This is a genomic window from Peptostreptococcus porci, from assembly GCF_009695815.1.
GTDB lineage: Bacteria > Bacillota > Clostridia > Peptostreptococcales > Peptostreptococcaceae > Peptostreptococcus > Peptostreptococcus porci.
This window is the reverse complement of record NZ_VUNE01000003.1, coordinates 1-14,755: the sequence shown is the minus strand read 5'-3', so window position 1 is coordinate 14,755 and position 14,755 is coordinate 1. Positions and strand designations below refer to the sequence as shown.

Sequence of the window (14,755 nt, the reverse complement as noted above, 5' to 3'; positions counted from 1 at the left end):
GAGGATTATTTATGGAAAATAATGAGAACACTGTAGTTGAGGTAATAGACAATGGAAAATTGACTTTTGACGGTCAGGTTATTTCAAAGATAGTTGATATGGCTGTGAAAAATGTCGAAGGTGTTGCGATAGTCAAAAGTGGTGGTGGATTTTCCCTTGTAGGAAAATCTAGCGGAAGTCTGGGTATTAACGTTGAGGTAGGGGAAACTGAAGTTGCTGTAGATCTGAGATTGGTTTTGGAATTTGGTAAAAATGCCAGAGAAAAGTATGCAGAGGTAAAGGCACTTATTACAGACCAAGTTTTCACTATGACAGGTTTGAAGGTTGTTGAAGTAAATGCAAAAATTGAAGATGTCGTAAATTCTGAAACGTTCAAAGAATTATCTGATAAATAGTTTTGAAAAAATAAAGCAACTGTGCAAATTTGTATGGTTGCTTTGTTTTGGTTTATGCTAAAATTGGTATATACTTAGATGTAGAACTTTGTTCAAATATATTAAAATAGGGGTGATTTTGTGTCAAAATTGAAAGATAAGTCAGAGGTTAAGATAAACGCAGATTTAAGAGGAAATGATTTGAAACTTGACGATTATAAGCTGATAATTGAAGGAAATAAGATTATTTTGAAGGATGTAAAAGATTTTTTACCTCAGCATATTTTCGATTGCGGTCAATGCTTTAGATGGATAAGAGAAGATGATGGATCATATACGGGCGTTGCAAAGGGTAAAGTAATTAATGTAAGCAATGCTGGTGATGATATTGTATTTGAAAATACTAATATAGAGGATTTTAAAAATATTTGGTTTGACTATTTTGATCTAGGAAGAGATTACTCAAAGCTAAAATATGAATTGTCTGGTTTTGATGAAAACTTAAACAAGGCAGTCGATTTTGGCTGGGGGATAAGAATTTTACAGCAGGACTGTTGGGAAATGTTGATTTCATTTATTATTTCTTCAAACAATAGAATTCCGATGATTCAGAGAGCCATAGCCAATATTTCAGAGCGATACGGTAGGGAGATAGGTGAATTTAGGGGGAAAAAATATTATGCGTTCCCTACTCCGGAAGAATTGTCAAAGGCTAGCATTGATGATTTGAGAGATTGCAAGACTGGATTTAGAGATAAGTATATTTTTTCTACTACAAATGATGTAGTCAATGGTGTGGATATTAATGAGTTTTATGATTTTGAGTCAGATATATGTCACAAGGAGTTGATGAAGTTTAAAGGCGTTGGAGCTAAGGTTGCCGATTGTATAGCCTTGTTTGGATATAGAAAATACAACTCTTTTCCAGTAGATGTATGGGTAAAAAGAGTTATGCAGGAATTTTATGGTGCTGATGAGATGAGTTTGCCAAAAATGAGAAGCTATGGTATGAATCTGTTTGGTGAAAATGCGGGATTTGCACAGCAATATCTGTTCTATTATATGAGGGAATTAGACCTAGGAAAGTAGATTAATACATATTGATATATATCAAAATTTTAAGAAAAAGTTAAGGTTGTAAGAATATACTATTAGCAGTTGAAGTTATAGAGTGCTAATAATAAAAATTAATAATAAGTATAAATATCACATTAAAATGGTCGTTGAGATTTAAGTATTGCGATCTAGAAATTGGAGGTAAATTGCTATGAAGATTAAGCCATTGGGTGACAGAGTAGTTTTGAAAAAGGTCGAAGCAGAGGAAAAGACTGCTAGCGGAATAATATTGACTGGTGCAGCTAAAGAGGTTCCACAGTTTGCAGAGGTAGTAGCCGTCGGATCAGGAATAGTTGATGGAAAAGAAGTTCAAATGGAATTGTCCGTTGGTGACAAGGTAATATACAATAAATATGCAGGTACAGAAGTAAAATTAGATAATGAAGAGTTCATTGTTTTGAAACAAGAAGATGTAGTAGGAGTAATCTGCTAAAAATATATTGAGAAAAATATGCTGAGAACAATATATAAGAACAATCTGATAAAATGATTTATTATGTATAGTACAACTATACTAATTATGAAAAGTGTAGTAAATAAAAAATATACTAAAAATATACAGTAAAATAATGTAATTAAGAACAAATTTGATAAAAAGGGAGTGGTATAAATGGCAAAGGAAATAAAGTTTTCAAAGGATGCAAGACTTGCACTTGAGAATGGTGTAAACAAATTGGCAGATACTGTTAAAGTTACTCTTGGACCAAAGGGAAGAAACGTAATTCTTGATAAGAAATTCGGAGCTCCGTTGATTACGAACGACGGTGTTACCATTGCAAGAGAGATAGAGCTTGAGGATAAATTTGAAAATATGGGTGCTCAGCTTGTAAAGGAAGTTGCCACAAAGACAAATGATGTTGCAGGTGATGGTACTACTACTGCCACAGTTCTTGCTCAGGCTATTATTAGAGAAGGATTAAAAAATGTAACTGCTGGATCAAACCCTATATTGTTGAGAAAAGGAATAAATAAGGCTGTTGAAGTTGCAGTAAATGAATTGAAGAAAAATTCAAAGGAAATTAACACAAGAGAAGAGATTTCTCAAGTTGGTTCTATTTCTGCTGGCGATGAAGAAGTAGGTAAATTGATAGCTGAAGCTATGGAAATCGTTGGAAAAGACGGTGTTATTACAATTGAAGAGTCAAAATCAATGGTAACTGAGTTGGAAGCAGTTGAAGGTATGCAGTTTGACAGAGGATTTGTGTCTGCGTATATGGTTTCTGACGTGGAAAAGATGGAAGCAGTTCTTGAAAATCCATATATTTTGATAACTGATAAAAAGATAAGCAATATACAGGAAATTCTGCCATTACTTGAAGAGCTTGTTCAGTCTGGTGGAAAGCTACTTATAATATCTGAGGATCTTGAGGGTGAAGCATTATCTACTTTGGTAGTGAATAAGCTAAGAGGTACATTTGATGTAGTGGCTGTTAAAGCACCTGCTTTTGGTGATAGAAGAAAAGCAATGTTAGAGGATATTTCTATTCTGACAGGTGGTAGATTTATATCAACTGAGCTTGGATTTGAATTAAAAGATGTCGATTTAACAATGTTGGGTAGAGCACAGACAGTAAAGGTAAATAAAGAAACTACTACAATAGTTGGTGGATTCGGTAATAAGCTAGATATTAAGAATAGAATTAGTCAAATTAGACGTCAAATTGAAGATACAACTTCAGATTTTGATAGAGAAAAACTTTCTGAAAGATTGGCGAAGCTTTCTGGAGGGGTTGCAGTGGTAAAAGTTGGTGCAGCTACAGAAGTGGAAATGAAGGAAAGAAAGTTGAGAATTGAAGATGCTTTAAATGCGACAAAAGCAGCTGTTCAGGAAGGTATTGTTTCTGGTGGTGGTACTGCGTTTGTAAGTGTTATTCCAGCCGTTGATGATTTGGTCGATTCACTAGATGGTGAAGAAAAATTGGGAGCGAAGATTATCAGAAGAGCATTGGAAGAGCCTTTGAGACAGATTGCTCATAATGCTGGTTTGGAAGGATCTGTAATAATACAAAACGTGATTAATTCCGAAGCGAATGTTGGATTTGATGCTCTAAATGAAAAATATGTTGATATGATAGAGGCTGGAATTGTCGACCCTACAAAGGTGAGCAGAAGTGCTTTACAAAATGCGGCATCTATTGCTAGTGTATTCTTAACTACAGAAGCAGCGATAGCAGATTTACCAGGAAATGATGATATGCCAATGCCTGGTGGAATGCCTGGAATGATGTAGTCAAATGAAGCTGTATATATATCGATAAGTGAAGTTGTAGAATTTCGTGGCTTCGTTTAAATTGTGATTGCATTTGAATATAGATTGTTTTTGGACAGATTTTACCTAATTAAGGTAGTATCTGTCCTTATTTTGTTATGCTTTAATTAATGATAATAATCTATACTGTTGAAATACTCGAATTAAATCCAATAATAATAATGGAAAATACTAGAGAGGATAAGAACTATGAAAACTATAGGAAATATTTTAAAAATTGGACTGGTTTTGTTGATAGCAATATCAATATATTTTACAGTTCCAAATAGACAGTTAAATGTAAATTACATAGGGCAATATCCAAATATGCCGAATGGTTGTGAGATAACATCGCTCACTATGTTGATGAATTACAATGGTTATAACGTATCAAAAGAAAATATGGACAGTTTTTTGAAAAAAACTGGATTTACAAATGCAGATCCTAACAAGGCATATATAGGAAGTCCGTATAAAAATGGATATTATTGCTATGCGTCACCGATTACAGATGCAGCAAATGAATATTTCAAAAAGATGGGAGTATCGACAAATGCAAAAGACAAAACTGGAATGTCAATACTTGGAGTGCTGTCAAATGTAGTGATATGGAAAAAGCCGGTAGCGGTTTGGTACACTTTGGACGATAAGGCTCCGGAATTTGGAAGCGGTAAATATATCGATCAAAACGGTAAGGAAAATAGACTGTATTCAAATCTTCATTGCATTGTTGTAGAGGGTACCAATATGGGAAAAGTTAAAGTTGTAGATCCGATTAAAGGTAAAAGAGAGATCAGTGTACTTCAATTTACAAAATTATATTATCAAATGGGGCAAAGAGCAGTCGTAATATGATATAATATAGGATATAGCGTATATTGATTAATACAAATGTTTTAATTAAAAGGTTTAATATTGATATATAAAATAATAATACTTTTTTGGAGGAAATATGAAAAAGTCTATAATACTTGCGGCTGGAAAAGGAACTAGAATGAAATCAACTTATCCAAAGGTTGTACACAAGGTTTGTGGTAAAGAAATGGTAAATCACGTAATAGATACATCAAAATCTGCTGGTGTTGATGAAACGATAGTTATTTTGGGACATGGAATTGATGCTGTCAAAGAGGTTTTAAGCGATGATGTTAAGATTGCAATCCAAGAGGAGCAGCTTGGAACGGCTCATGCAGTGATGATGGCGAATGACTATATTGATGATGCAGACACAGTGGTTGTTCTCTGTGGAGATACACCATTGATAAGTGAAGAAACATTGGTCGAGTTTTTTAAGCATCATGATCAAAACGACAATGCTGTAACAGTTCTTACTACTGAAGTAGATGATCCAACTGGATACGGAAGAGTAATCAGAGATTCGAGCAATGAATTTATGAAAATAGTGGAGCAAAAAGATGCTTCAGAGCAAGAGAAATCTGTCAGAGAAATAAATTCGGGTATATATTGCTTTAATGGAGCGTTTTTAAAAGATTCTCTACAATATGTCGGAAATAATAATGCACAGGGCGAATACTACCTGCCAGATACTATAGAAATTATTAGAAATATGGGAGGAAGAGCAGATGCCTATTTGGGAGCGACTATTGAAGAATTGATGGGAGTTAATTCGAGAGTACAGCTTTCTGATGCAGAAAGAATAATGAGAAGAAGGATCAATGAACAGCATATGATAAATGGTGTAACTATTATCGATACAGATTCTACATATATTGATGCGGGAGTAGATATTGGTGCTGATACTGTAATTCTTCCAGGATGTATGATTTCTGGGAAAACAGTCATTGGGTCGAACTGTGTAATCGGACCTCAAACTGGTATATCTGATTCGACAATTGGCGACAGGACTACCGTAAAAAAATCTGAGGTGATTAAATCAATTGTAGGAGAAGATACAAATGTGGGACCTTATGCGTATTTAAGACCGAACTCAAATATTGGTAACGAATGTAAGATTGGCGACTTTGTCGAAGTCAAAAATGCAAGTTTTGGGGATGGCTCAAAAGCATCACATCTATCGTACATAGGAGATGCACAAGTAGGTGAAAGAGTAAATGTCGGTTGTGGTGTGGTGTTCGTAAACTACGACGGAAAGAATAAGTTCAAATCTGTTGTTGAGGATGATGCATTTATCGGTTCTAATTCGAATTTGGTAGCTCCTGTAGTTGTGAAAAAGGATGCTTTTATAGCAACCGGCTCTACAATAACCGATGATATACCTGCTGGATCTCTTGGAATTGCAAGGCAAAGACAGGTTATCAAAGAAGGCTGGGTGCAGAAAAAAAGGGAAATTGATAGTGAAAAATAATGATTAATTCTAAATTTTGTGGTATAATTAAAATGCAAAAAATGAATTACTACAGTTGTATTTTTAATATATTTTAGGAGGTTTGTGTTTATGACTCGTTACAATAGCCATAAGATGAAGCTTATTGCTGGAAACGCTTCAAAAGAGTTGGCTACAAAGATAGCAGAGCGTTTAGGAACAGAATTGGTTGACTGTCAGGTTGATACTTTTAGTGATGGTGAGATAGCTGTTACTATCAATGAAACAATAAGAGGTTGCGATGTTTTTGTTATACAGTCTACAAATAGCCCTGTTAACAATAATTTGATGGAATTGTTGATATTAATTGATGCTTTGAAGAGAGCTTCTGTTGGTTCTGTGGCAGCGGTTATTCCGTACTATGGTTACGCAAGACAAGATAGAAAGGCAAAGGCAAGAGATCCAATCACTGCGAAATTGGTTGCAAACTTGATTACGGCTGCTGGAGCAGACAGAGTTTTGACAATGGATTTACATGCTGGTCAGATTCAGGGATACTTTGATATTCCGGTCGATCACCTATTGGGTGGAAAAATATTGGCTGATTATTTCAAGCATTTGGATATCGATGATTTGGTAGTAGTTTCTCCTGATTTGGGTAGTGTTACTAGATCTAGAAAATTTGCAAACAATATTAGCAAGGAAGTTCCAATTGCAATAATCGACAAGAGAAGACCGAAGCCAAATGTAAGTGAAGTCATGAATATCATTGGTGAAGTAGAAGGAAAGAATGTAATCTTGCTTGACGATATGATAGATACTGCAGGAACAATAGTTAATGCCGCTTCTGCACTAAAGAAATTCGGTGCAAAGGACGTGTATGCATGTTGTACTCATGGCGTTTTGTCAGGTCCTGCAATTGAGAGAATCGAAAGCTCTGATATTAAGGAGCTTATAGTGTTAGATACTATCGAATTACCTGAAGAAAAGAGAATAGACAAAATAAAGGTTATGTCTGTTGCAGACATTTTTGCTGATGCAATCAATAGAATTTATACTTGTGATTCAGTGAGCAAATTGTTTTAATTTGAGTACAGATGCTTTCCATTAAAAAGATAGAGAGTCGCTACACTCACCTTATGTGTGTGGTGACTTTCTTTTTTTCTAAGAAAATTTGATGAATATACGAAATTCGCAAATTTATGTAGATATAGATTCGTATTTGTGATAATATATACTTAGATAGAAATCTAAATAGAAATTGAATATTTTAAGGGAGCTGATAAATCGGCTGAGAAAAGGATGTTGAGCCTTGACCTTTTGACTTGATCTGGATAATGCCAGCGTAGGAATTATATAGCGCATATTATGTATCCATTTTAGGGTACATTTTTTTTATGCAATTTAAAAAAAGAGGAGAAAACTGATGAAAAATGTGCTTACAATAGCCGGCTCTGATTGTAGTGGAGGTGCCGGTATTCAAACAGACTTAAAGACATTTGCTTCTTGTGGAGTGTATGGTATGAGCGTTATAACAGCACTGACAGCTCAAAATACGATGGGTGTGAACTATGTAGAAAACGTTTCACAGAAGATGGTCGTCGAGCAATTGAATGCAATCTATGATGATATTAGAGTGGATGCTATTAAAATTGGTATGCTATCGAGCTTGGAAATTATCGAATCCGTATATAAAAACATAAAAAAATGGGGTGTTGAGCATATTGTCGTGGATCCTGTAATGGTTTCGACCTCTGGACACGATTTGATAGATGATAAAGCAAAAAAATCATTACAAGAGAAGCTGTTTAATATGGCGGAGTTGATAACGCCAAATTTATCTGAAGCAAAGTGTATTTACGAAATGATGACTGGAAACAAGATAGCTGATATCAATTCTGTTGAGGGAATGGAATGTATTGGTAGAGAAATTGTCAAGCGATTTGGATGTAGTGTTTTAGTAAAAGGGGGGCACTTGGACGATGAGCCATGTGATGTTCTCATAAAAAAAGATATGAGCGTTATCAGGCTTGATAATCAAAGAATAGAAACAAAGAATACTCATGGAACTGGTTGTACGTTGTCTTCGGCAATTGCATCATATTTGGCAAAAGGTTTTTCTCTTGAAGAGGCAGTTGCTGTGTCTAAGGTTTTTGTTACAAATGCTATAAAACACTCATTGAATATAGGTCATGGAAATGGGCCTACAAATCCGATGGGAGAAATTTATGATTTGCTGAAATTAGAGCTAGTTTCAGAATCAAATATTTGATATTTGGAGGTGTGAAATGAAAATTGATAGGTTGAAAAAGGATATTCTAGAAGCGTTCTCGTCAGTCAGGATGAAAAAGCCGTTAGTTGAGCAGATCACAAACTACGTGACTATCAACGATTGTGCAAATGTTACCCTTGCTATTGGTGCTTCCCCTGTGATGGGTGATTCGTTTGAGGAAGCTGATCAGATGACATCTATTTCTGATTCTTTGGTGATAAACTTTGGTGGGATTGGAAAAGAAAGCTTGGCAACTATGACAAAGGCAGGAAGGATAGCCAATGAAAAAAATATTGGAATTGTCTTTGACCCAGTCGGAGCTGGTGCTACAAAATACAGAAATGATTCGGTGTTTGATTTTTTAAAAGAGGTTCATCCGAGTATAATCAAGGGCAATGCTTCAGAAATACTATATTTATCTGGTGAAAACGTCAAAACCAAAGGGGTGGATTCGGAGCTGGATAGCTTATTGGCGAAAGATGCAGCCATAAAAGTAGCAAATAAGTATAACTGTGTATGTGCTGTTACTGGAAAGATCGATATTATCACTGATGGAAGTATAGTGGTCACTGTAGAAAATCAATCTGATAAATTGGCGTATATTACAGGTACTGGATGTATGATTGCATCTTTATGCGGAAGCTTTTTGGGGGCGACAAAAAATCCTCTGGTAAGTGCTATTTGTGGAGTTGTTTCTATGAGCTTGTGTGGAGAGATGGCATTGGAGGATGGTGTTCCCATAGGTACATATAGGCAAAGGCTTATGGATAATATTTTCGAGCTGAATGCACAGAAGGTTGAAAAATATGGAAAGATTAATTTTCAGTGTATTGAGTCAAAATATAGTATGTATCTTGTAACAGATGAAAAGGCGTGTTTGGGTAAGGATTTTTATTGCTGTGTGGAAGATGCTCTTAAGGGTGGTGCAAAGGTCGTCCAGTTAAGAGAAAAAGAAATGGATACTGGTAGATTCTACGAGAGGGCGTTGAGAATAAAAGGACTATGCGAAAAGTACAATGCGTTGTTTATCGTTAATGACAGAATAGATATTGCTTTGGCAGTTGATTCTGATGGTATACATATTGGTCAGAGTGATATGCCAATAGAAATCGCAAGAAGGCTGATTGGACATAATAAAATCATAGGCATTTCGGCTAAGTCATATGAAGAGGCAAAGATAGCTCAAGATAAAGGAGCTGATTATATTGGTATGGGTGCGGTTTATAATACTATCACAAAATCGGATACTTCGATCATTTCTGATGAAGAGGTTGAAAAAATAATAGGAAATGTTCATATTCCTGTTTTGGCTATCGGTGGAATAAATATGGAAAATGTGGATAAAATTTTGAAAAAAGGTGCTGATGGGGTCTGCATAATTTCGGATATTTTGAATAACGACGATTGCAAGATGAGAACGGAAGAGTTTGTAAAAATTATAAAGGCTAATTACTAAATGCCAGCTTAAAATAAATAATAAGGAGGAAGTGCAATTTTATTTGCACGAATAGAAAATGTATAAAACACAGATGGAAGCAGCGAAAAAAGGGATATTGACACCTGAAATGAAGAGGGTGGCAGAAAAGGAGTTCATGAATCCTGATATATTAATGGAGAGAGTTGCAAAAGGGGAAATAGCAATTCCTGCAAATATCAATCATAAGAGCTTGATGGCGGAGGGCGTAGGAAATGGATTGAGTACAAAAGTCAATGTGAATTTGGGGATTTCCAGAGATTGCCCAGATGTGGATAAAGAACTCGAAAAGGTAAAAAAAGCTATTGATATGAAGGTAGAAGCGATTATGGATTTGAGTTCCTTTGGTAAGACAGAGGAATTTAGAAAGAAGCTGATAGCAATGTCCACTGCTATGATAGGAACTGTTCCCGTTTATGATGCCATAGGTTTCTATGATAAAGAGCTTAAAGACATCACTTCAGATGAATTCCTAGAGGTTGTCAGAAAGCACGCAAAAGATGGGGTGGACTTCGTAACTATTCATGCCGGAATGAATAGGGAAGCGATGGAGGTTTTCAAAAGAAATAAGAGATTGACAAATATTGTTTCAAGAGGTGGGTCTCTAATGTACGCATGGATGGAGTTAAATAATGCAGAAAATCCATTCTATGAAAGATATGATGAGCTTTTGGATATCTGTGAGGAATATGATTTAACTTTAAGTCTGGGAGATGCTTTGAGACCAGGATGTACAAAAGATGCAACTGATGCAGCACAGATAAAAGAATTGATAACTTTGGGAGAATTGACTCTGAGAGCTTGGGAAAGAAATGTACAGGTGATGATTGAAGGTCCTGGTCATATGGCTATTGATGAAATTGAGGCAAATGTAAAGCTACAGAAAAGACTTTGTCATGGGGCTCCATTTTATGTGTTAGGACCTTTGGTAACTGATATTGCACCTGGTTACGATCATATAACCTCTGCGATTGGTGGTGCAATTGCTGCAAGTGCAGGAGTTGATTTTCTATGCTATGTGACACCTGCAGAGCATCTAAGACTACCTGATTTGGAAGATATGAAGGAAGGTATCATTGCTACGAAAATTGCTGCCCATGCAGCCGATATTGCAAAGAAAGTTCCTTATGCCAGAGATTGGGATGACAAAATGTCAAAGGCAAGGGCTGATATAGATTGGGAAACTATGTTTTCACTAGCCATTGATGAGGAAAAAGCCAGAAGATACAGAAAAGAATCTACGCCAGAGCATGAAGACACTTGTACTATGTGTGGAAAAATGTGCTCGATGAGAACTATGAAAAAAATAATGTCTGGAGAGGATTTAAATATTTTAAGAGACTAGATTACAGCCAAAGGTATCACAGAGGTTAAATTACCTAATGTGGTACCTTTAATATCAATATTACTACCTTTTGTCACACTTTATATAAATATCGTCAATTCTATGGTATATTAGAAAATAAAGATTGCAGTGAAAGCATAAAACAAGGGTTTTTATGAAAATACAAAGCAAATATTGATATGAAAATATAAAAAAGAAATGTAAAGGCAGTGAGGTGGAATTATTATGATAGGCAATTTGATTTCTGAGGGTATTCATTTTTATATATCAGAGATTATTACAGGATTAATGATGATATTTTTCTTGAAAGGTGAGGCAGGAAAAAAGAAGGATGTAATTGTAGATGTTATTTCATTTTCTTTGATATTTATGATATATACTGTTTTTTGTCAAATACATATTTCATTGATATTAAACATATATGGCTTTTTCGGATATAGTGATTTTATGCTTTTGGCATTAATATATTTTTACGTGAAAAAGAGATATAGAGTCAGCTATTGTGAATTGTTATCTTTAATCTATGCGTTAGTTTTAAAGGTATCCTATATGATAGTTGTCTTTTGTAGCATTAAAATGACGGTGAGATTTGGGTTGAAAGCTTTTCAGAGTGATTTGTGCACAGTTTTACAGTTATTTGTTGAATTTGCCATCATCCCTATGGCTGTAACTTATTTGATGTATAGATATGTATCCAAATGGAGACATAGTAATGGATTATATTTTGACTCTATTGATGAAAAGATACTGATAACAATATATGTTGTTATCATATTATTGATAGGAAAGATTGAAAGCTTGAAAAATGTAATTCCGTACTCTAGTTTAAAAAAGATTGGTGACGAGGCGGACTCGATATTTTATAATGCTATGAGCGATAATGGAATAATACTTATAATAGGTATAATCTTTTTAGTGCTTTTGAACTTTTATTTTTATCTGAAAGCAAATAATCTGTACAAGAATTTATATGAAAAAGAAGTGGAAAATCACATGAGGAAATATGCTGATAATTATTTGGACAAAATAATTTCTCATAGTGAGCAAGTATCCAAGATAAGCCATGATATCAGTAATCATATGAAGGTAATCGATGTTTTGTCGAAAAAAGAAGATGGAAGCGGTAGTAGCTCTGCAAAAATTCGGGAATATATTAAACCTCTTAAAAATACTGGAAATACTCTGCCTGTTAAAATTAGAAGTGGCAACGAAATAGTGGATATCATACTAAATGAAAAAATTGATGATATGGAAAAATTTGGAATCAAATATGATATCAAAGCAACTGTTCCCAATAGGATAAAAATTGATCAATACGAATTGAGTGCAATATTGTTTAATACCATCGATAATTCAATTGAGGCTTGCTCGCATGTTGATAATCCATATATTAATATTGAGATGTTTCCAAAGGGGAGTAGCTTGGTGTATAATATAGTAAATACATATGATGAAAAAAATAAACATATTGATGGTATCGAAAGAAACTACTCAAATAAGGAGAATATACGTAGAGGATATGGTTGCCGAATAGTCGAAGAGATAGTGGAGAAAAATTTCGGTGATATTGATGTTAGTAAGGATGGAAGTGAGTATAGGGTATCAATGTATTTTAATATATAGAAATTCTTTAATGGTGGTGGAGGTATGCTTAAAATTGCCGTTTGTGAAGATGATAGAAACTTTATTGATTTGATTGCTGGTGAGCTGAATTTGTTTTTTTCGAAAAAAAATTTGGAAATTGAGATTTTTTCATATGAATCAGCAAGAGAATTTACAAAGTCACTAGAGTATAATGAGTATAGTATTTACTTTTTTGATATAGAGTTGGGAGCTGATGATGGGATTGAGTTGGCTACAAAGGTCAGAATAATGGATAAAAATGGGATTTTCATATTTGTAACTAATAAGAGTGAAAGAGTATATGAGGTGTTTGACATTAATACCTTTGCTTTTGTAAGAAAATCAAACCTAGAAAAGGAGCTACCAGTAGTTATGAATAGGTTGATGGATGTTATCGAAATATATACAGATAATCGTCTTATTAAAACTCATAATGGTGATATACCTATGACTATAAATGATATTCATTATGTCGAGAGGATCGGTGGTTATCTATACATTCATACTGACAAGCATTTGTATCATACGAGATATAGGTATATGACAGAGTTTCCTTTTGAGTTTGATAATAAGATTTTTTTTGAAATATACAGAGGATTGATGATTAATTATTCGCACGTTATATGTGTGAAGAATGAATCTGTGATGATGAAAAATGGAGATGAACTGCCGATTTCTAGAAGAAGGAAAAAGGAATTCAAGGAAATGTATAAAAAATATATGCTATCGTTATAGGTTTTTTACATATTTTCCGAATAATTTTGAGTGCAATTAAAAAATAAAAAAATAAATTATATGACTGTTTTTAATAAATAATAATTCTATTGTTCGCTGAATAAGGCATATTATTATTGCGAAATAATAGGTTCTAGTTCGAAAAAATAAAAAAATAAAAAAAATAACAAAAAAAAATAGAAAAAGTGTTGACGAATAAATTCAACTATGATAATATAATACTTGTCCTTGATGAGGGACAAAAGAAAACAAAAACAAAAGCAAATAATGTGGTTATTATAGCGAGGAGGATACACCTGTTCCCATTCCGAACACAGAAGTTAAGCTCTTTAGCGCTGAAGGTACTTGGTGGGAAGCTGCCTGGGAGAATAAGAAATAGCCACGTTATTCCAAGGTAGCTCAATGGTGGAGCAACCGGCTGTTAACCGGTAGGCTGTGGGTTCGAGCCCCACCCTTGGAGCTTTTGATTTCTTGGCTCCTTGGTCAAGCGGTTAAGACACCGCCCTTTCACGGCGGTAACAGGGGTTCGATTCCCCTAGGAGTCATATGGGAGTATAGCTCAGCTGGGAGAGCATCTGCCTTACAAGCAGGGGGTCACAGGTTCGAGCCCTGTTACTCCCACCATATTTTGCTGGTGTGGCTCAACGGTAGAGCAGCTGACTTGTAATCAGCAGGTTGTAGGTTCGATTCCTATCACCAGCTCCACTAAAAATTTATAATATGGTCTATTAGCTCAGTCGGTAGAGCACTTGACTTTTAATCAAGGTGTCCCGCGTTCGAGTCGCGGATAGATCATTTTGGAGAGGTGTCCGAGTGGTTTAAGGAGCTGGTCTTGAAAACCAGTGATGCTGAAAGGCACCGTGGGTTCGAATCCCACCCTCTCCGCCATTTTACTTTTTCTAGGGTAATGCCATAGGAAGAGTTTTATGTTGTCAATAATACATGGAGAAGTACTCAAGAGGCTCAAGAGGATCCCCTGCTAAGGGATTAGGCTGGGTAACCGGTGCGAGGGTTCGAATCCCTCCTTCTCCGCCACTTTGGACGAGGTGTAGCGCAGTTTGGTAGCGCACGTGGTTTGGGACCATGGGGCCGGGGGTTCGAGTCCCTCCACCTCGACCATTTAATGTAATTGACTATCGACTTAACGATAGACAGTTAAAATGAACTTTGAAAATTGAACAGCAGGTTAATTCAATAAGCTCAAAAGAGCAAATTGATTAATCGTTTAAATAATAATAAGACTATGTAAGTTTTGTTAGAAATTTAAACCACAAACAAACCAAG

General features: G+C 35.1%; 12 protein-coding genes, 8 tRNA genes, 1 rRNA gene and 1 riboswitch. All 21 genes read left to right on the top strand.

The genetic code is table 11. From position 1 onward, the window contains the following. Positions 1–11 precede the first annotated feature (11 nt). Positions 12–395, top strand: coding sequence for an Asp23/Gls24 family envelope stress response protein (locus tag FYJ71_RS05825; RefSeq protein WP_154537872.1), 384 nt, complete (start codon positions 12–14; stop codon positions 393–395). Between the two features lie 201 nt (positions 396–596). Further along, entirely contained in the window at positions 597–1,463 is an 867-nt protein-coding gene (locus FYJ71_RS05820) for a DNA-3-methyladenine glycosylase family protein (RefSeq protein WP_334296327.1), read from the top strand. A 178-nt stretch (positions 1,464–1,641) separates the two neighbouring features. Beyond that, the gene (locus FYJ71_RS05815) at positions 1,642–1,923 is read left to right on the top strand and encodes a co-chaperone GroES (protein WP_154537871.1); all 282 of its coding nucleotides are present in this window, start codon (positions 1,642–1,644) and stop codon (positions 1,921–1,923) included. Positions 1,924–2,100: 177 nt separating this feature from the next. Next, positions 2,101–3,720, top strand: a complete 1,620-nt coding sequence (gene groL / locus FYJ71_RS05810) for a chaperonin GroEL (protein ID WP_154537870.1) — start codon at positions 2,101–2,103, stop codon at positions 3,718–3,720. 228 nt (positions 3,721–3,948) lie between these two features. Further along, on the top strand, positions 3,949–4,593 hold the full coding sequence (locus FYJ71_RS05805; protein WP_154537869.1) for a C39 family peptidase: 645 nt from the start codon (positions 3,949–3,951) through the stop codon (positions 4,591–4,593). Between the two features lie 97 nt (positions 4,594–4,690). After that, positions 4,691–6,064 carry a bifunctional UDP-N-acetylglucosamine diphosphorylase/glucosamine-1-phosphate N-acetyltransferase GlmU gene (gene glmU, locus FYJ71_RS05800; protein WP_154537868.1) on the top strand — a complete coding sequence of 458 codons (1,374 nt, stop codon included), beginning with the start codon at positions 4,691–4,693 and terminating at the stop codon, positions 6,062–6,064. A 90-nt stretch (positions 6,065–6,154) separates the two neighbouring features. Continuing rightward, positions 6,155–7,108 (top strand): ribose-phosphate diphosphokinase, encoded by a 954-nt coding sequence (locus FYJ71_RS05795; protein WP_154537867.1) that lies wholly within the window; start codon positions 6,155–6,157, stop codon positions 7,106–7,108. Positions 7,109–7,284: 176 nt separating this feature from the next. Further along, a riboswitch (TPP riboswitch) is annotated at positions 7,285–7,392 on the top strand. Positions 7,393–7,448: 56 nt separating this feature from the next. Next, positions 7,449–8,294, top strand: a complete 846-nt coding sequence (gene thiD / locus FYJ71_RS05790; RefSeq protein WP_154537866.1) for a bifunctional hydroxymethylpyrimidine kinase/phosphomethylpyrimidine kinase — start codon at positions 7,449–7,451, stop codon at positions 8,292–8,294. A gap of 16 nt (positions 8,295–8,310) precedes the next feature. Beyond that, positions 8,311–9,750: a hydroxyethylthiazole kinase gene (gene thiM / locus FYJ71_RS05785; protein WP_154537865.1), complete on the top strand. Its 1,440-nt coding sequence runs from the start codon at positions 8,311–8,313 to the stop codon at positions 9,748–9,750. Positions 9,751–9,808: 58 nt separating this feature from the next. After that, complete coding sequence (thiC, locus tag FYJ71_RS05780) at positions 9,809–11,113, top strand: phosphomethylpyrimidine synthase ThiC (protein ID WP_154537864.1); 1,305 nt, start codon at positions 9,809–9,811, stop codon at positions 11,111–11,113. Between the two features lie 225 nt (positions 11,114–11,338). Next, entirely contained in the window at positions 11,339–12,736 is a 1,398-nt protein-coding gene (locus FYJ71_RS05775; RefSeq protein ID WP_154537863.1) for a sensor histidine kinase, read from the top strand. A gap of 24 nt (positions 12,737–12,760) precedes the next feature. Next, positions 12,761–13,471 carry a LytR/AlgR family response regulator transcription factor gene (locus FYJ71_RS05770; RefSeq protein WP_154537862.1) on the top strand — a complete coding sequence of 237 codons (711 nt, stop codon included), beginning with the start codon at positions 12,761–12,763 and terminating at the stop codon, positions 13,469–13,471. Between the two features lie 268 nt (positions 13,472–13,739). Continuing rightward, a 5S ribosomal RNA gene (gene rrf / locus FYJ71_RS05765) occupies positions 13,740–13,856 on the top strand. A gap of 3 nt (positions 13,857–13,859) precedes the next feature. Further along, a tRNA-Asn gene (locus tag FYJ71_RS05760) sits at positions 13,860–13,931 on the top strand. A 13-nt stretch (positions 13,932–13,944) separates the two neighbouring features. Beyond that, a tRNA-Glu gene (locus tag FYJ71_RS05755) sits at positions 13,945–14,016 on the top strand. Between the two features lie 3 nt (positions 14,017–14,019). Continuing rightward, positions 14,020–14,095: transfer RNA gene (locus tag FYJ71_RS05750), tRNA-Val, on the top strand. 6 nt (positions 14,096–14,101) lie between these two features. Further along, a tRNA-Thr gene (locus tag FYJ71_RS05745) sits at positions 14,102–14,176 on the top strand. 17 nt (positions 14,177–14,193) lie between these two features. Next, positions 14,194–14,266, top strand: a tRNA-Lys gene (locus FYJ71_RS05740). A 4-nt stretch (positions 14,267–14,270) separates the two neighbouring features. Then, positions 14,271–14,359, top strand: a tRNA-Ser gene (locus FYJ71_RS05735). 56 nt (positions 14,360–14,415) lie between these two features. Next, positions 14,416–14,506: transfer RNA gene (locus FYJ71_RS05730), tRNA-Ser, on the top strand. Between the two features lie 7 nt (positions 14,507–14,513). Continuing rightward, positions 14,514–14,590, top strand: a tRNA-Pro gene (locus FYJ71_RS05725). The last annotated feature ends 165 nt before the right edge of the window (positions 14,591–14,755 follow it).